Origin of the sequence: Acinetobacter sp. YH1901141 (assembly GCF_013416935.1) — a bacterium.
Lineage (GTDB): Bacteria > Pseudomonadota > Gammaproteobacteria > Pseudomonadales > Moraxellaceae > Acinetobacter > Acinetobacter towneri.
This window is the reverse complement of record NZ_VPEY01000006.1, coordinates 57,197-76,104: the sequence shown is the minus strand read 5'-3', so window position 1 is coordinate 76,104 and position 18,908 is coordinate 57,197. Positions and strand designations below refer to the sequence as shown.

The window sequence follows — 18,908 nt, the reverse complement described above, 5'->3', positions numbered from 1 at the left end:
TTTGCCGTGACGGATTACGGTTTATACAAGCCTAAATCTTGCAAATGTAATCTAAGAATACGTCGCAGTTCCAATACAGCTTCTGGCGTTTCCTGAATGGAATGTCCGCCTTTAATAATTTTTTCTGAAACAGCGCCATCTAAGTGGGCACTGTTGTAATGCACCACATCGTCATTCATTAACAGATGCTCAGTGCTGTCGGTATTATTGCCAATAATACTGTGATATTTAAATCCTTTGACAGGCAAAATATCTTCAGTTAATTCCGTAAATTTGGAATTTTTACTTAAATCACTCGGTCCATTTTGAATGACGCCATGCCCAATTTCTTTGGTTAGATTTTTTAAATCGACTTCATGTTGCTGCAAGGTATCCGCAAACGCGCTTAAAAATGCAGTCGGTAAGCGAATGACTTTACGTGCTGCAAGGGTGAACCAGCGGTCTGCAAACTCTGTACCTTTATGCGGTGCAGCCAAGAATATTGCACGGTTAAAATTGGTGATGGGTTTAAGGCGCAAACGTGCTTGCAACAAAGGATCAGATTTAAAGCGTTCCAGACGTCGGTTTTTAAGCATTTGCATGGCAGGTTGAGTTAAATCAGTATCGCTGACCAACAAACGTGCCAAAATACCACCCATGCTGTGTCCAATTACTACAGCATCTTTTTTGGCTGCAGCAGAAGGACTGACCTGTTTAAAGCCTTGTTGAAGCAAGGCATAAATTTGGAAACGGCTTTCTAAAATTGGCATATTGGTCGAGTAAAACACTTGCCAGACTTGAAAGTTTTCCCGCAATACAGGATCGCCCATAATATCGTTGGTTAAGCGAATCCACGCTTCGGGGCTACTGGCCAAACCATGAATGAGGACAATGACTTTTTTATTCGGATTATACGGCTCAAGTAAGTACAAATGCGGCATACTGAGTCGTTCTTCACGATCAATTAAGGATAAATAAGCCGATTTACCTAAATTATTTTGCGCTAACCACAAGCCATAAGGTGCAGAAAAGTTAGCTGCAAGCGGGTAGTTCTTTTGTGCAATTTGGGCAGATTCATATTTATACGGATCATAAGCCTTGAGCTTAAAATGCGGCCGATTCAAAATATCTTCAATGGAATTGGCGCTATGTGGTTCTGCAGTGATTGTCGCGGCTAAATAGCGAGCTTGGTGAATATTTGGATTTTTTCCTGCAGGATAATCATATTTTAGCGGATCAATAATATATTTGCTTTTGCTCAGATCATCGTTTGGATTTTCAGGCAATACCACCAGAAATTCAGACCCAAAACCATCACGGCGCGTGACCGAGCGCAAACCCGAAAAGTTCAGGTTATAGGTTGACATCAACTGCTGAATTTTTTGTTGTTTCAGCTGCGGGTAGTACTCAAAATCAATGTCATAAATGCTGTTGCCAACACGAATTTGTTGTTGCAATTCATCGTGTTTATAGCGCAGCGCATAGCTGCTGACCAATTTGGCAATCGCCTGATTATAAAAATCCCGAATTTGGACTTGTCTGTTATCAAAAAGACGGTCTTGCGGCGCACGTTTGGTTTTAAACATGTAGGCGTAACTATAACGAATACTTTGATCGAGCATGTGCAATTGCTGATCTAAACATTGTTCATAATTGGCCTGATGAATTTTTTGTTGTTCTTCCGATCTTTTACTGTTCAGAATACTGATTTTACAGGACGATGAATTTTCCAGTTCAATCGCTTTCGCTAAATATAATTCACTGGCGGTTGAGAGCAGTTGTTCATCCTGAATTTGTGGGATTTGCTTGAGTGCACTCACACATTCTTCAGGTTTTTCGGCACAAATATTGGCTTCACGTCCTGTCATCGACAAGACATTTAAACTGGCTTCACTCAGTTTTTTGCGCGATAAAATACTATCACGTTCATTGGCAATACTAACTTTTAACGCCTGATTTTTAACACTGACCACCTGACAACCAGACAGCAGTGTTGTACTGAGCAATGCAGCAATCACAATTTTATTCATGGAAAGTCTGGCTTAATTTTTAAGATTTTTTTCCATCATACGTTTTTTTAAAGCTTTTTCAATTGCGTAGAAAGCAAAATAGACCGTCGAAACGGTCTATTTTTAGGTATTTTTGTATCGATTTTTTATTAAGTGCGTGGTGCGATCACTTGCCACACATTCCAGCGACCTTGCTTTTCAATTTCAGCAATCAAACGGTCAGCCACTTCGGCTTCTTGCGGGTATTTGATTTTATAGTTTTTCAAAGTTTGTACTGCATTTTTCTTTTGTTCCATGGCAATATAATTGTTTGCCGCAGACAAATAAGCTTCCTGCACACCTGCTTTCATGGCTTTGTCTAAATAAGGAATGGCTTCACGATGACCGCCACCTTCAGACAGACCGAAACCAAACCAGAAATTCGCTTCGGCATCTTCCTGATTAATTTTTAAGATACGCTGCGCATAGTTAAGTGAGCGTGTGGTGTAAACAGAGCCTAAGTCTAGGTTACGTGCCATAACACTGGCTTTAAATGCACGCATCAAAATATCAAAAGAGGCATTTTCATTGGCTGCCAAAGTGTCTAATTGTTGAGTCACTTCTTTGAGCTTTGCCTCGAAACCACGACGTTCCTGACGTTCGCTAAAACGTGGTGGATAGTGACGTGCTTTGCCTTCGACCAATTGTAAGAAGTCATCAATTTCGGTGATGTCAATTTCGTTTTCACCTGCCAAAACTGCAAACTTCAAGCTACGGGCATTGTTATTGACCGTAGGTACAATCAATTTGTTTTGATCTAAGGTAATGCTTTTGCTTGGATCATTTGGGTTAGTAACCACCATTTTAGTCACAGGCTGTGCTGCTGCTTTTTGTAGGTTAATTTCAAATGGTGGTGGGGCATCATAATTAAATGGATTTAAGGCATAGAATGGTGCACTTAATTCAGGTTCGGTAAATACGATAGGTGGTTTTACTTCTTGTTTTGGTGGTGCAACACAGGCGCTAACGAGCGTTGCGGCTAGAATACTGAGTGCCAAAGGCTTAAGGGTCATGGTGTTCTTCCGTTCAATTTATTTTAAAAGTGAGAGGTGATTGTGTCGGATTAAAATATTGCATGACGGTCAGTCTAAGAAATCTGTTCCGAACATGCAATACAATTGAGGGGGCTTGGTTACACAGTGATACGAAGTTTTTTTAAGTATGTAGGATTGATCAAATAAACAGCCCTATTTACTTTGTGCTTCACACTCACGTCTAACATCTTCAATTATTTTTAATTCTTCTGCACTATAAGGTTGTTCATTTTGCTGTGGGTTTTTAAAGCTTGGGTCAAGTAAAGAGAGACGCTGACATAATAAATTCATACGTTTTTCATTTTGTTCCAAGCGATCTAGTAATACTCGCATGCCGTCCAATACTGGGTCAGATTGGTCCTGCGTTGCTGCATAAGGTTGGAAACCAATACTGGCAGCATAATCACGACGACGTGCTTCCTGATCATCGGCAGGTTTATTTTTCATAATAAAGCGCGCAGGGTTACCCACAGCAGTTGCGCCTTCAGGTACTTCTTTGGTCACAACCGCATTAGAGCCAACTTTGGCATTTTTATGTACGGTGAATGGGCCTAGAATTTTCGCGCCTGCACCGACTACTACGCCATCTTCCAAAGTTGGATGACGTTTGCCTTTATTCCACGTTGTGCCGCCTAAAGTCACGCCATGATATAAGGTGACATCATCACCAATTTCAGCAGTTTCACCAATCACCACGCCCATGCCATGGTCAATAAAAAAGCGACGACCAATTTTTGCACCGGGATGAATTTCAATTCCTGTAGCAAAACGGCTAAATGACGAGAGTAGACGTGCCGACCCCTTGCAGTCTTTGTTCCATAATTCATGCGCCACACGATGCATAATTAAAGCGTGAATTCCTGGATAAGTGGTTAAGACTTCAAGTGTATTTCGAGCAGCAGGATCGCGCGCGAAGACAGCTTGAATGTCTTCTTTGAGCTGTTTAAGCATTAGTTTGATCCTCGTCCTGTGTTGATGTAGATTTTTTCCATGAACCGTTATTCATTGCTTGTACGCGGCTAAAAATACCGCGAAGTAAATGGTATTCCATACGATCTAATTGTATACGTCCGAAAAGCCGACGCAAGCGCAAAGGCAATAATCGTGGATTTTTTGGATCCATAAATTCAATTTCTGCCAGCATTTTTTCTAAATGTGGATAGAACTGTTGCATTTGTTCATGGTTGACCAAAGGTTCATCCCATTGCATCGCTTCAGAATCTGTCACTTGCATCGTCGCTGCAGGATCGGCAATTTTTCCGACAATATCGATGGCAGCCATACGCATTTCATAGCAAATCACTTGAATGGCTTGAGCAACATTGAGCACACCATATTCTTCATTGACAGGAATCGTCACGTGATAATTCGCCAAAGCCAGCTCTTCATTGGTTAAACCACGATCTTCACGTCCAAAAATAATGGCAACATTTTGCCCATGCTGTGCCACAGCATTTAACGACTTTTCTGCCGCAGGGCGTGCATCTAAGAGTGGCCAAGGAATAGTACGACTACGTGCACTGGTGCCAAAGACCAAATGGCAGTCGGCAATTGCATCTTCGAGCTGTTCAACCACTTCAATCTGTTCAATTAAATCGGTTGCACCTGCCGCCAAAGCATCAATATCTGGATGCGGATAGGTTTTTGGATCAACCAAAACCAATTTACATAGCCCCATGGTTTTCATGGCGCGTAAGGCGCTACCGATGTTGGCAGGCAGGGTGGTATTCACCATGACAATACGCACGTGGGAGAGGTGTGCTGATACTGCAGCATTGTCGACTTGACTCATACAAGGTCCAAAAATTATTTTAAATTAAGAATATTGATCAACTTCGGTATGGTATAAATCCATAGCATCATCCATGCTCATATCAGCTGGTGGTGGTGCAATCGTTGCGGGTTTCGCCACATCGACAGCTTTCGCGGCTTTGGATTTCACTTGATATTCAATGTGCAGGCTTTCTTTACCAAAATAGTCACGCAATTTGACCAAGGCTTCATCTAAGGGTGCGATTTTCCACTGAATGCCCAAATGTAATTCTGCAGTGGCATAAGCATAGTCAAGGTGCAATAAAACAGGAATATGCGTGCATAAATCCACATTACAATAAGGCAGCAACATATTTTGTAAGTCTTGACTCAAGGTCTTGCTTAAATGTTCTGCATGCAAGTGAATTTGAATACTATTGGCGCGTTTTTGACGAATTTCATTCAAGCTAAACGCTTTGGTTAAGCGTCCCATTGGGCGGTCAAAACCTTCACGTTCGTAAATTTCGCCTTCAATCACCACCACTTTTTCAGTTTGTACAATATCTTTAAAGCGTTGGAAGCGCTCATGGTTGGCAGATACTTCAATACGTGCCGTACCATCATCTAAAGTGACCACCATCCGATTTGGGAAGTTGGCGACATCCACCACCAAGCCTGCAAAGACGGTGGTCACGCCACGACGGGTTGGCGTCAGTTCATTAATTTTACTTGGAATAAAGGCTTTTAATTCATTGCGATAGACATCAATCGGGTGACCAGTGAGGTAAAGTCCAAGTGTGTCTTTTTCACCTTTAAGTCGGACTTCATCTGACCATGGTTTTACAGGTTTGGCAGGCTTACGTTGTACTTCTTCAACTTCACCAAATAAATCCATGATGCCTGTTTCACGGTTGGAACGTGCTTGTTCCGCCGCTTGTACCGCTTCTGGCAATTGTGCCATTAAACTTGAGCGTTCGATGCCTAAACAGTCTAATGCACCCGCACGAATTAAGGCTTCAAGGGTTCGTTTGTTGATTTTTTTCAAATCAATACGATGACAGAAGTCAAATAAATCGCGGTATGGACCTTCTTTTTGGCGAGAATCAATCACCGATTGCATGGCTTGTTCGCCCACGCCTTTAATTGCGCCAAGTCCGTAGACAATGGTGCGTTCATCGCTGGCGTGGAAATGATACAAAGACATATTTACCGAAGGTGGTAAAACTTCCAGACCATTGTGGCGACAGTCATCAATCAGGAACACCACGTTATCGGTGTTTTGCATTTCCGACGACATTACCGCAGCCAAGAATTCGGCAGGGTAATGTGCTTTCAGCCATGCCGTCTGATAGGCAACGAGGGCATAAGCAGCCGCGTGGGATTTGTTAAAACCGTAGCCTGCGAACTTTTCCATATAGTCGAAAATATGGTTGGCTGTGGCGGCATCAATGTCTTTTTTCGCAGCACCTTCAATAAAGATTTGGCGCTGTTTCACCATTTCTTCAGGTTTTTTCTTACCCATAGCACGACGTAGTAAGTCCGCACCACCGAGGGTATAGCCTGCACAATACTGTGCCGCCTGCATTACCTGTTCCTGATAAACCATAATGCCGTAGGTTGGTTCAAGCACACCTTCTAGCAAAGGATGCAGATACTCAAACTCGCCACCGTGCATACGGTGAATAAAGTCTGGAATGAGATCCATCGGGCCAGGACGATACAAGGACACGAAGGCAATAATTTCCTCAAATTTGCTTGGGCGTGCTTCTTTCAGCATCTTTTTCATGCCCACGGATTCAAACTGGAATACCGCTGTGGTGTTGGCATTGGCAAAGACTAAATAGGCGTCTTTATCGTCCAATGGAATATGGGCAATATCTAGCGGTGTATCGGCTTGGATGCGTTTATTGATATTTTGTACTGCATCTTCAATAACCGTCAGGTTACGTAAACCCAAGAAGTCAAATTTGACCAAACCTGCCGATTCAACATCGTCTTTATCGTATTGTGCAACACGGGCGGTTCCATCAGCATCGCACATAACCGCAGAAAAGTCGGTGATTTTGGTTGGTGCAATGACCACACCACCTGCGTGTTTGCCTGTGTTGCGGGTAATGCCTTCAAGTTTTAAAGCCATTTCCCAAATTTCTGAAGCATCGTCATAGTCTGGGTTAGATGGATTGGTCACCACATCTTTCAGCTGTGGTTCGGCTTCAATTGATTCTTCCAAACTAAGCCCTAAAGGTTTAGTTGGAATCAGTTTAGAAATACGGTCTGCCAAACCATAAGACTTGCCCAAAACCCGTGCGACATCTCGAATCGCACCTTTGGCGGCCATAGTACCGAAAGTGGCAATTTGTGATACCGCATCACGTCCATAGGTGCGTGCCACATAATCAATGACTTTATCGCGTCCTGCAATACAGAAATCGACGTCAAAGTCGGGCATGGATACACGTTCTGGGTTTAAGAAACGTTCAAAGAGTAGTTCATAACGCAATGGGTCTAAGTCGGTAATTTTTAAGCTATAAGCGACCAATGAGCCTGCGCCTGAACCACGACCCGGCCCAACAGGTACGCCATTATTTTTAGACCATTGAATAAAGTCCATGACGATGAGGAAGTAACCCGGGAAGCCCATCGAGTTAATAATATTAATTTCGTATTCAATTCGTTCATCATAAGGTTTGCGAATTTCTGCCCAGTCTTCATCGCGCTGTGTGACAGGATAGAGCACATTTAGACGTTCTTCTAAACCTTGTTTGGATAGGTGCGCGAAGTAGGTATCAATGGTGTGTCCGTCTGGAATTGGATAATCTGGAAGGAAATATTTACCCAATTGCAGCGTGACGTTACAGCGTTTGGCAATGTGATAGCTGTTTTCAATAGCACTTGGAATGTCGGAAAATAATTCCGTCATTTCTGCAGTAGTTTTAAAATATTGCTCAGGACTATACGTTTTAGGACGACGGTTATCCCCTAAAACATAACCATCGGCAATACAAACTCGCGCTTCGTGCGCTTCATAATCTTCACGGCGGACAAAGTGCACATCATTATGTGCCACCACGCCAATATTATATTTTTTAGCTAATTTAACCGCTTCGGCAATAAAAGCATCTTCATCGGGACGATCTGTACGGGTCAGCGCCAAATAGACCCGATTACCAAATTTTTCTATCCATTCTTCTAGCAACGGTTCGGCTTTTTGTGGATTGGACGTGATCAGCATTTTGCCGACATCACTTTGAATGCCGAGTAACAGAATCAGATCATCGGCTTGTTCTAAAATCCATGCTTTATTGACGCAAGGGATATTGAGTTGCTGACCTTCAATATAGCCACGCGACACCAGTTCGGTCAGATTGCGCCAGCCGTGATTGTTCATCGACAATAGCGTCACACGATGATCGGCATCATTTAAACGCAGCACTGAACCTAAAATCGGTTTGATGCCTTGCCCCAAACATTTGCCATAAAACTTTACGGCAGCGTGCAGGTTAGAGAGATCGGTCAATGCCAAAGCAGGCATTTCTTCATTGACTGCAGCTTTAATCAAGTCAGGTACGCGTACAATCGACTCGGTAATCGAAAATTCTGTATGTATACCTAAATGAACAAAGCGCATGAATCAGTCCCTTAAAAAATCACGGGTTAGTTTAGCATGCTCTGCTCAAGACAAAACATGCTGCAAAGTTTTTCCTACGGTTTTCGATGATCTTGACCGTATATCAAAATTTCAGTTTTTTGGATGTTGATATGGCGTGAATCACGTATGCATGGAGAAGGAGTGTGGTTTTAACCCCTTACACACTCATACGAGTAGCAAGGAGTTAAATGGTGAATCTATTTCTGATGTGTAGATGAAAGATTTATCTGAGTTTAGATAACCAATCGCCTAAACTTTGCACCAATTGCACTAAAATTAATAAGACCACCACGGTTAGCATCACGACACTACTATCAAAGCGTTGATAACCATAAGAAATAGCAAGGTCACCAATGCCGCCTGCACCGACTGCGCCTGCCATAGCAGTTGCGCCAATTAAGCTAATGGTGGCTGTGGTTAGGTTCAAAATGAGTGAGCTACGTGCTTCAGGTAAAATAAATTTGAAGATAATCTGTAAGGGTGTAGCACCCATTGCCTGTGCAGATTCGACAATCCCTTCATTGACTTCAAGCAGTGAAGTTTCTACCAAACGACCAATATACGGGCCGACATAAATGGTCAGTGGAACAATGGCTGCCCAAGTTCCGATGGATGTACCCACTAACAATTTAGTCAGCGGAATCACCGCAATCAATAAAATAATAAAGGGTAGGGAGCGCAGTGCGTTTACAATCGGGTTAAGCCCGTGATAAATCACACGGTTTGGCAAAATACCTGTCGGACGAGTCACTACAAGGGTAATGCCCTGAATAAAGCCCCAGATACAACCAAACAACATGGCAAAGAACACCATGTGAAAGGTTTCTTGTAAGGCTGTAACAAACTGGTCAATAGATAAAGAGCTTTTCCAGAAAGGCGCAGTTACTGAGGTCAGCCACTGTACAATTAAATCTCTCATGCTTGTACTCCTGACTGTTCAACTTCAACACCATTGGCTTGCAGAAATTCAAGTGCTTGTTGAATGACGCTTGCATCACCGAGCAATTGTATAAACATTTGCCCAATCACAGCGCCATCAATTTCGGTCATATTGGCAAATAAAATATTCAGGCTGATATCAAACTGTTTAATGACGGCTTGAATTACGGTTTCCTGAGCTGATTTACCTAAAAACTTCAGACAATAAATGCTGTGCTGATTTTGATTTTCCAGATTATTCAAAATATTGATAGGCAATTGCTGCTGCAACACGGTTTGAATAAAGCTTTTGGTGGTCGGATGTTGCGGTTGACTAAATATTTCTAGGGTTGAACCTGTTTCAATGACTTTGCCTTGTTCCATCACCGCCACATAATCACAAACCGATTCAATCACATCCATTTCATGTGTGACCATTACAATGGTAATGCCTTGTTCGCGGTTAATTTTTTTCAGTAATTCCAGCACAGATTTGGTGGTTTGTGGATCAAGTGCTGAAGTTGCTTCATCGCAGAGTAAAATTTTAGGATGATTGGCTAGCGCACGCGCAATACCGACACGTTGTTTTTGTCCGCCTGAAAGTTCATCAGGGTAGGCGTCTTTTTTATGTTTTAAATCAATAAACTCAAGTAATTCATTTAAACGCTTTTCGCGTTCGGCTTTGTTCCAGCCTAACAGTTTCATCGGCATTTCAATATTGGCAGCCACAGTTTTGGTCTGCAATAAATTGAAGTGCTGAAAAATCATTCCAATATGGGCACGTTCTTGACGTAATTCGCGGGCATTGAGTGCAGTAAAATCTTTTTGATGAATGATGACTTGCCCAGCATTTGGACGCTCCAACAAATTGATCAAGCGGATTAACGTACTTTTACCTGCACCACTATAGCCAATAATGCCAAAAATACTGCCTGTTGGAATTTGTAGGTTAATTTGATCCAACGCACGCAGTGTTTGACCTTTGAGCTGATAGTGCTTTGAAATGTTTTTAAATTCAATCATATCGTCAAGAAATGTCCATAAATGAAAAAACAGGCAAAGTTCGCTTTGCCTGTTTTGTTTAACGCATTATATTACTATTTTGCTGCTTCAGTGAAATAGCTGACAGGTTTATTTACCGCAACTTTTGTTCCGCCAAAGTGCTGATCAATATATTGCTTCACCGCTTCGGTATGATACAACGCAGCTACTTTTTGCAAGATTGGGTCATTTTGACGATCTGCAGCAGTCGCGAGAATGTTGACATTCATTTTTGTGCTCTGGTCAATTGGCTCGTAATAAATTGAATCTTTAAGTACGTTCAAACCACCTTCCATTGCAAGAGTGTTGCCCAAAACAATTGCATCGACTTCATCTTTTACACGTACAGCCGTTGCCATTTGAATCGGTTTGATTTGAATTTGCTTCGCATTTTCTACGATGTCTGCAGGCGTGCCTTGAACATTGTCAAAACCATCTTTCAGTTTAACCAAACCAGCGGATTGAAGTAATAACAGTGCACGTGATTCATTGGCACCATCATTTGGAATAGCAATGGTTGCACCTGTTTTGAACTCATCCAACTTTTTCACTTTGCTTGAGTAAATACCCATTGGCTCTAAGTAAGTTGTCGCTACTGGTGCAATTTGATCTTTATTGTTGGCATTAAATGCCACCATATAGGCATAAGATTGGAATGCGTTAAGATCAATTTCTTTATTTGCTACCGCCGTGTTCATTGACACGTAATCGGTGAAGTTTTTCACTTCAAGTTGAATACCTGCTGCTTTGGTTTCAGGTAAGTCGGCAATAAAACGCCAAATATCTGCATCTGAACCAGTCGATGCCATAGTGACAGTGTGTAGAGCAGAAGAATCTTTTTGTGCCGCGTCAGTCGCAGGCGCTTCTTGTTTGCCACAGCCAGCCAAGCCAACTGAAAGACCAAGTACAAGACCAAGGAGCTTTTTCATGAATATATCCCGAGCAAGTTTAAGCCGTGCCTAAAGTTGCCAATGATTGAGAAGAATCAAATCAGCACGATGGATGGAATCGCATGATGATTTTGTATGTTTCTCAAATATGTTGTAGGTATTGTTTGAGTACTGAAAAAGTCAGCCCACAGCTCAATCAATAATTTTGAGATGGATGGGCAATTCACTTTTTCAAAAGATGCACCATCATAACAATAAAAAATAATTCTATATAGTGCTGTGTATGTTATGCATATCACTGTTTTTACAACAGAAAGCGAATAAGTCAAAATAAGTTCTTATAAATAAATATATTCTGTAAAGATTAAGGATTTGAACAAGTGTTTAAATATTTAGGTGCTTTAAAATTTATTCTGCAATCGATAGTAAAAAACGAGATATGAAATTGTCGGTATGAAATCGGCTTAGTTACAAGAATCAGAACATGGCTGTAAATACATAAAAGAAGTTATGAATGATTTTTCCAACGATAATATATCGCCCATATATAAGGCAAACAGAGTAACAATGAACCTATCCCTATAAAAACATAAGCCAAATATATTAATCCTGCAAAAATAAAAAGTATTTGCAATGTAAACTCAACGAATATTGAAATTAAAAATTCTTTGAAGCTTTTTATTTTTTGCATGTTTATTGATCTAAAGTATTTTATAAACGTAGATCATCACAATGTACATGGGTTACAACCTGATAAACAAAAAGCTCGTACAGTGACGAGCTTTTTTATGGACTTAAATTTTTAGGCTAAACTAAAAATTTTAAGCATTTTCACGAGCAATGGCACGATAGCCAATATCTTTACGATATTGCACACCATCAAAGGTAACTTTTTCGCACAGTTCAAGGGCTTTAGCTTGCGCTTCGCCAATGGTATTACCGAGCGCAGTTACACACAGTACACGACCACCATTGGTCACAATCTCACCATCGGCATTGCTTGCTGTACCTGCGTGGAATACTTTCGCATCTGCCATTTGTGTTTCTAAACCAGAAATCACATCACCTTTGCCTGAAGTTTCAGGGTAACCCGCAGTCGCCAATACAATCCCGACAGTTTTGCGTTCATCCCAGTCTGCTTCGGCAGGTAAGTTGCCTGCAATACCTGCTTCAACTAAATCTACCAAAGATGACTTTAAGCGCATCATAATTGGTTGTGTTTCTGGGTCACCAAAACGGCAGTTAAACTCGATCACTTTTGGTTGACCTTTGTCGTCAATCATTAAGCCTGCGTATAAGAAACCTGTATAAACATGACCGTCTTTTTTCATACCTTCAACAGTAGGACGCATCACTTCATTCATGGTTTTTTCAAATACGTCTGCAGTCACGACAGGGGCAGGAGAGTATGCACCCATACCACCAGTATTTGGACCTTGGTCGCCTTCAAAAATACGCTTGTGGTCTTGTGAAGTTGCCATAGGAAGGATGTTGTCGCCATCAATCATACAAATGAAAGAAGCTTCTTCACCTGCAAGGAATTCTTCAATAACTACACGCGAACCCGCATCACCAAATTTGTTGCCTGCTAGCATGTCACCAATTGCATCAAATGCTTCTTGATTGGTCATCGCCACGATCACGCCTTTACCTGCAGCAAGACCGTCCGCCTTGATCACGATTGGAGCACCATTTTTTTCAACAAATGCTTTTGCCGCATCAACTTCGGTGAATACGTCATAGAATGCAGTTGGAATGTTGTGACGTTTTAAAAAGTGCTTGGCAAAGGCTTTAGAACCTTCAAGCTGTGCAGCAAACTGGGTTGGGCCCCAAATTTTTAAACCCGCTTCACGGCAGGCATCTACTACACCATTGACCAGTGGTGCTTCAGGGCCAACAATGATTAAATCAACAGCATTATTTTTGGCAAAGTCGATGATTGCAGGGTTATTTTGAATATCTAACGCTACATTCTCGCATTTGTTTTCTGTTGCCGTACCTGCATTACCCGGTGCAACGAAGACTTTAGCGACTTTGTCATCTTGTGCGATTTTCCATGCCAACGCATGTTCACGACCGCCGCTACCTAAAACTAAAATATTCATCTAAAAATCCCTCAAAGAATAAAATCCCCCTAGCGAAGCTATGCTTTTCACCCTTGAAAAGGAAGGAGATTGTGCATAAAAACACAGTTCCCTTACGTGAAAAGTCCCCCTTTTATAAAAAAGGGGGATTTCGGAGGATTATTAAATACGACTTCTAATTAATGAGTTTAATTAGTGACGGAAATGACGCATGCCAGTGAAGACCATTGCAATACCAGCTTCATCTGCTGCTGCAATCGTTTCTTCATCACGCATAGAACCACCCGGTTGAATAATGCATTTGATACCAGCTTTAGCTGCGTTATCAATACCATCACGGAATGGGAAGAATGCGTCAGATGCCATTACTGCACCTTCAACCACTAAACCTGCATGTTCTGCTTTAATGGCAGCAATACGAGCAGAGTTTACACGGCTCATTTGACCTGCACCAACACCAATGGTCTGACGGTTTTTTGCATAAACAATTGCGTTCGATTTTACGTATTTCGCAACTTTCCAAGCAAAGATCATGTCGTCAATTTCTTGTTCAGTTGGTGCACGTTTGGTCACAACTTTTAAGTCATCTTTAGTGATCATGCCCAAGTCTTGATCTTGAACCAATAAACCGCCGTTGACACGTTTGTAATCCATTTGTGGAGCGCGTGCATCAATCGCAGGAAGTTCGCCACATACCAGTACACGTACGTTTTTCTTCGCGCCAGTCACTTCAAGTACGCCATCAGCAATGCTTGGTGCAATGATCACTTCAACGAATTGACGGTCTACAATCGCTTGTGCAGTCGCAACGTCTAACTCACGGTTAAACGCAATGATGCCACCAAATGCAGATTCAGGGTCAGTTGCATAAGCAAGGTCATAAGCTGCTTGAATACCGTCTAAAGAGACAGCAACACCACATGGGTTCGCGTGTTTTACAATCACACAAGCAGGTTTTGCAAATGATTTCACACATTCAAGTGCGGCATCAGTATCTGCAATGTTGTTATAAGATAATTCTTTACCTTGAAGCTGTTTCGCTGTAGAAACAGAAGCTTCAGTTGCAGCAGGGTCTACATAGAACGCTGCAGATTGATGCGGGTTTTCGCCGTAACGTAAATCTTGCGCTTTGTTCAATTGTGTATTGAATGTACGTGCAAATTGGTCAGCAGTACCTTCTTCTTTACCTACACGTGCACCTAAGTAAGAGGCGATCATGCCGTCATATTGTGCAGTGTGTTCAAATGCTTTCACTGCCAAATCAAAACGAGTTTCGTAAGACAATGCACCGTTGCTTTTCATTTCTGCAATAACAGTCGCATAGTCAGAAGCATTTACTACAATACCTACAGAAGTATGGTTTTTCGCTGCAGCGCGAACCATAGTAGGGCCACCAATGTCGATGTTCTCAATCGCATCTGCAAGTGAACAATTTGGTTTTGCAACAGTCGCAGCAAATGGATAAAGGTTAACAACAACCAAGTCGATGGCATCAATATTGTGTTCTGCCATGACTGCTTCGTCTAGACCACGACGAGCCAAGATACCGCCATGAATTTTTGGGTGTAACGTTTTTACACGACCATCCATCATTTCAGGGAAACCAGTATGCTCTGATACTTCTACGACAGCAATATTGTTGTCTTTAAGCAACTTATAAGTACCGCCAGTAGATAAAATTTCTACCCCAAGAGCAGCAAGGTCTTGTGCAAATTCAACAATACCTGTTTTGTCAGAAACAGAGATTAAAGCGCGTTTAATAGTCATGATCTTCGTCACAGTTTTCAATTACAGATTAAAACAAACTAGCAAAATGCAGGTAAAAAAAATGCCTGCGGAGGTCGCAAGCATTTTATCACTTATTCACTCATTAAACCGTGAGCTTTTAACTTTTTACGTAAAGTACCACGGTTTAGTCCAAGAATTTCAGCAGCGCGTGTTTGGTTACCGCGAGTGTATTCAAGAACAACAGATAAAAGAGGTTTCTCCATTTCTGCTAACACCATGTCATACACTTGTGAAGGTTGTTCACCTTGTAGTTGTGCAAAATAATGGCGAACTGCGCGATCTACGTGAATACGTAAAGCAACATCAGATTGTGCAGTAAAAATAGGAGATTTGCTATTCATGCGAATTAATCCGAAAATCAGATATCACTGGGATAAAGTGATATATCAATGTGGTCTATAAATTAAATGAACTCCGTTTTAGATCCTAAAACGGGAAGTTCTAAAACTGGAACATTTAGCTTGCCACAACTCTAGGCATTGGTCGAAATTTAAGCGTAACAATACATTAATAATTGTTACAGACCAAAATCAAAACAAAAAATCTACTCTGTACGCGATATATAAAAATAAAGCGCATTAGACAGATCTATATTTGTTGTGAATCTTGCGAGGAGTTTGCAGCACAAAGCTTTCGTGGCGCGTATGATACCATTGTATGAGAAAAAGTGAGCAAGAAAACTGCAATTTTTTTAATTTTTTTCGCTATTTTTTCACTATTTTTTTGTGAATTAAGGCTTGATAATTTCTAAAGTATAGGCATCGAAGTCGTTTCGTGATATTGGAACTAAAATGTCAAACTTAAATGGACTGTTTTTAGGAATACGTTGAATGCTCGAAAGACTTTCGACCAAATACTCCTGTGGGGAATAGATGTAAGTCGATAATGTTTGTTGTTTTTCTTTTAAAGTGACTTTGATATTAGGCAAAGCCAAGCTTTTATCATAGTAATTGATCAGCTCACCCGTAAATTGTGTATTCATACGATCTACACGTTTAACCTTCACGCGATTTGCTGAAATTAAGCTATAGCGTTCTTCTAAACTGCTACAGTTAAAAAATTGACAGACTTGGGTAAACACAGAATTCAGTGCAGGGCTGCTGTTTAAAAACTTTGGGTTAAACCACAAAATTTGGAAGATCAACAAGCCAATCAATAAAAGATTAATAATTCCCCAAAGTAAGTAGTAACCATTGCCATGCTTTTTTTCACTTTCAAGATCAGGCGCAGACAACTTCATGGCAGGAATGTTGCCAATCGGTTCAGTACTGAAATAATTGAGGTTATTCAGATAGGTTTTCAGATCAATATTGGAATGTTCAACTTTACGCTGAAAAATATCTAAAATATGTTGCGGTTGCGCAAGTTCAGCAGTTGCCTGCATAAAACTGCGGTTTTGAATGTGATGTAATTGTGATGTGACTGAGTTTTTATTTTGAGGAAAGGCAAATACCAAATGCGAAAGAGCATTAAAGGTATTGTCGCATTTAGGACAACAAACCATCCCTTGCGCAACGGTCAGCTGCGCAACGGATACTTTATAAACAGTTTGGCATTCAGGGCACTTGGTTTGCTTGTCACTCATAACTCAAAAATTACAGTTAGTGGGGATGGCGTTTCCCAGAAATTCGACACCAGTTTTCTTCACGTTTTTCGACTTGTACTATATCAAAAAATTCAGAATAAACACTAGAAACTTCAGCAACTTGCTCTTCAATTACACCTGCAAGTGCGAACTCGCCCTCAGATTTAATTAAAGTTGCAAACTCTGGCGCAAGCATCATCAATGGGCCTGCCAAAATATTGGCAACTAAAATGTCTGCTTTTTCATTACCGATGGTTTCATTGAACTCTTCTGGAAGTCCCACATATAAGTTTTTAAGTACACCGTTGAGTTCTGCATTTTGTTTGGTCGCTAAAACTGCTTGCGGGTCAATATCAGTCGCATAGACTTTTTTTGCACCGAGCAACAAAGCCGCTACTCCTAAAATACCTGAACCACAACCGTAGTCGATCACGACTTTATCTTTTACATTGGTTTTACCTAACCATTGCAGGCACAGGAACGTACTGGCATGGTTACCTGTACCAAAAGCCAAACCTGGGTCAAGTTTAATATTGACTGCATCTGCCTCAGGTGGTTCTAACCATTCAGGTACAATCCAGAATTTCTCTGCAATCTGGATTGGCTCGTAGTAATCCATCCATGAGCGTTCCCAAACCTGATCTTCCAAAAATTCACTGCGTAAAGGGGCATCTGGCATTTGCGCACGAATAAAGGTTTCTAAGGCTGCAACATCAATTTCTTCACCTTCGTCTTGTGCATAAATACCTGTCACAATGACTTTGTTCCAAAGTGGTGTTTCACCTGGCAGTGGCTCAAGTAAGTCCTGATTTTCCGCATCATCTAAGGTTACGCTGACTGCACCCAATGAACTGAGCAGGGTTTCAGTAAAATCGACTTGCGCTTGATCAACAGTAATATGTATTTGTAACCACTTCACGGAGATAACCTAAAATTTAATGCGAAAGCGCTATTGTAACTGAACTGGTGCAGACGCTGTTATTTTTTATTCGGATTGCGAAAGGGAAAACTCTATACGATTGGAAGTTTCAAATTCGCTTTATGCTTATAGTCGAATAATGTGACAAAAATATAACTCTAAAAAATATAAGTTAAGAATTTGTTTGAACCATCATCGCTCAATCATCCCCAAAACAGTCAAATTGCTGGATTGGGGATGATTGAGAGACTTGTTTAGGATGCAGATTGCTCCGATGCAGGTGTCGGCACAAATTTATTTAGTAATGTGCCTAAAATTGCGGCAAAAATATACATGAAAATAGAATAAACCGCAGCAGGCATGGCAATGGTTGAGCTTGACATAACGGTTAGGGCGATAGTCATTGCAAGGGTACTGTTGTGAATGCCAATTTCAAAGGCGCAGGCTCGGGCTTGTTGGCTATTTACGCCAAAGAAACGCGGGACAAAATAACCAATCAATAAACTGCAGGTACAGAACAGGGCAGTGGCAAGTCCTACATCTGCCAAATAAAGCATGATGTTGTTTCGCTCTTTGGCAATTGCGCCAATAATAATCACAATTAGAAAAACCACAGCAAAAATACGCACAGGTTTGTTTAAGCGGTCTGCCGTTTGAGGGCTAAAATGGCGTACTAACATCCCTAAAGTGACAGGGATAATAATAATTAAAAACACCTGCAATACTTTGGCAAATTGTAAGCCAACTTGTTGCCCATCCTGCATAAAATGCTGAATGGCAAAGTTGACAATCAGTGGTAAGGTAAATGCTGCAATCACGGAATTGACGGCAGTAAGGGTGATGTTTAGGGCAATATCGCCCTTATATAAGTAGCTAAACAAGTTGGCTGTTGGCCCGCCAGGAGATGCTGCCAGTAGCATGAGTCCGACTGCAAGCAATGGTGGTAAATTCAGCAGTTTACAAATAAAAAATGCAATTGCTGTCAGGACGACCAATTGACAAAATAAAGCAATAAACACTGCTTTGGGGTGTTTGCTCACCCGTTTAAAGTCGTTAGGAGTGAGTTCTAAGCCAAGTCCAGCCATGACCACGGCCAAAGCCAGCGGCAAAAATATTGTGATTAATCCTGAATCCATAAACACTCCTTTGTTTTTACATCTATAATGATCTATTTAATATCTAACTATTTGTTTAATCTGTGGTTAATTGAATATTGCTCAC

General features: G+C 41.2%; 14 protein-coding genes. All 14 read right to left on the bottom strand.

Annotation, left to right across the window (positions count from 1 at the left end; translation table 11 throughout):
- Window positions 1-14 precede the first annotated feature (14 nt).
- Window positions 15-2,009 (bottom strand): triacylglycerol lipase, encoded by a 1,995-nt coding sequence (locus FTV52_RS05290; RefSeq protein ID WP_004973116.1) that lies wholly within the window; start codon window positions 2,007-2,009, stop codon window positions 15-17.
- A 128-nt stretch (window positions 2,010-2,137) separates the two neighbouring features.
- Window positions 2,138-3,040, bottom strand: coding sequence for an ABUW_2363 family tetratricopeptide repeat lipoprotein (locus tag FTV52_RS05285; RefSeq protein ID WP_004973117.1), 903 nt, complete (start codon window positions 3,038-3,040; stop codon window positions 2,138-2,140).
- 174 nt (window positions 3,041-3,214) lie between these two features.
- Window positions 3,215-4,012 (bottom strand): serine O-acetyltransferase, encoded by a 798-nt coding sequence (gene cysE, locus FTV52_RS05280; RefSeq protein WP_004973118.1) that lies wholly within the window; start codon window positions 4,010-4,012, stop codon window positions 3,215-3,217.
- On the bottom strand, window positions 4,005-4,853 hold the full coding sequence (locus FTV52_RS05275) for an RNA methyltransferase (protein WP_136144392.1): 849 nt from the start codon (window positions 4,851-4,853) through the stop codon (window positions 4,005-4,007). The genes cysE and FTV52_RS05275 overlap by 8 nt, the downstream gene beginning before the upstream one ends.
- Before the next feature lie 24 nt (window positions 4,854-4,877).
- Window positions 4,878-8,441 carry a DNA polymerase III subunit alpha gene (gene dnaE / locus FTV52_RS05270; RefSeq protein ID WP_179990163.1) on the bottom strand — a complete coding sequence of 1,188 codons (3,564 nt, stop codon included), beginning with the start codon at window positions 8,439-8,441 and terminating at the stop codon, window positions 4,878-4,880.
- Window positions 8,442-8,685: 244 nt separating this feature from the next.
- Window positions 8,686-9,381 (bottom strand): methionine ABC transporter permease, encoded by a 696-nt coding sequence (locus tag FTV52_RS05265; RefSeq protein ID WP_004973122.1) that lies wholly within the window; start codon window positions 9,379-9,381, stop codon window positions 8,686-8,688.
- Complete coding sequence (locus tag FTV52_RS05260; protein WP_004973123.1) at window positions 9,378-10,403, bottom strand: methionine ABC transporter ATP-binding protein; 1,026 nt, start codon at window positions 10,401-10,403, stop codon at window positions 9,378-9,380. Before FTV52_RS05260 ends, FTV52_RS05265 begins: the two co-directional genes overlap by 4 nt.
- Before the next feature lie 74 nt (window positions 10,404-10,477).
- Window positions 10,478-11,350 (bottom strand): MetQ/NlpA family ABC transporter substrate-binding protein, encoded by an 873-nt coding sequence (locus FTV52_RS05255; protein WP_004973124.1) that lies wholly within the window; start codon window positions 11,348-11,350, stop codon window positions 10,478-10,480.
- Between the two features lie 782 nt (window positions 11,351-12,132).
- Window positions 12,133-13,416 (bottom strand): phosphoribosylamine--glycine ligase, encoded by a 1,284-nt coding sequence (gene purD, locus FTV52_RS05250; protein ID WP_179990161.1) that lies wholly within the window; start codon window positions 13,414-13,416, stop codon window positions 12,133-12,135.
- 171 nt (window positions 13,417-13,587) lie between these two features.
- Window positions 13,588-15,162, bottom strand: coding sequence for a bifunctional phosphoribosylaminoimidazolecarboxamide formyltransferase/IMP cyclohydrolase (gene purH, locus FTV52_RS05245; RefSeq protein ID WP_179990159.1), 1,575 nt, complete (start codon window positions 15,160-15,162; stop codon window positions 13,588-13,590).
- 92 nt (window positions 15,163-15,254) lie between these two features.
- Window positions 15,255-15,524, bottom strand: coding sequence for a DNA-binding transcriptional regulator Fis (fis, locus tag FTV52_RS05240; protein ID WP_001086304.1), 270 nt, complete (start codon window positions 15,522-15,524; stop codon window positions 15,255-15,257).
- 389 nt (window positions 15,525-15,913) lie between these two features.
- Window positions 15,914-16,768, bottom strand: coding sequence for a DUF3426 domain-containing protein (locus tag FTV52_RS05235; RefSeq protein WP_004973129.1), 855 nt, complete (start codon window positions 16,766-16,768; stop codon window positions 15,914-15,916).
- 16 nt (window positions 16,769-16,784) lie between these two features.
- Window positions 16,785-17,687 (bottom strand): 50S ribosomal protein L11 methyltransferase, encoded by a 903-nt coding sequence (gene prmA, locus FTV52_RS05230; RefSeq protein WP_004973131.1) that lies wholly within the window; start codon window positions 17,685-17,687, stop codon window positions 16,785-16,787.
- 254 nt (window positions 17,688-17,941) lie between these two features.
- Window positions 17,942-18,823, bottom strand: a complete 882-nt coding sequence (locus FTV52_RS05225) for a bile acid:sodium symporter family protein (RefSeq protein WP_179990157.1) — start codon at window positions 18,821-18,823, stop codon at window positions 17,942-17,944.
- Window positions 18,824-18,908: the final 85 nt, after the last annotated feature.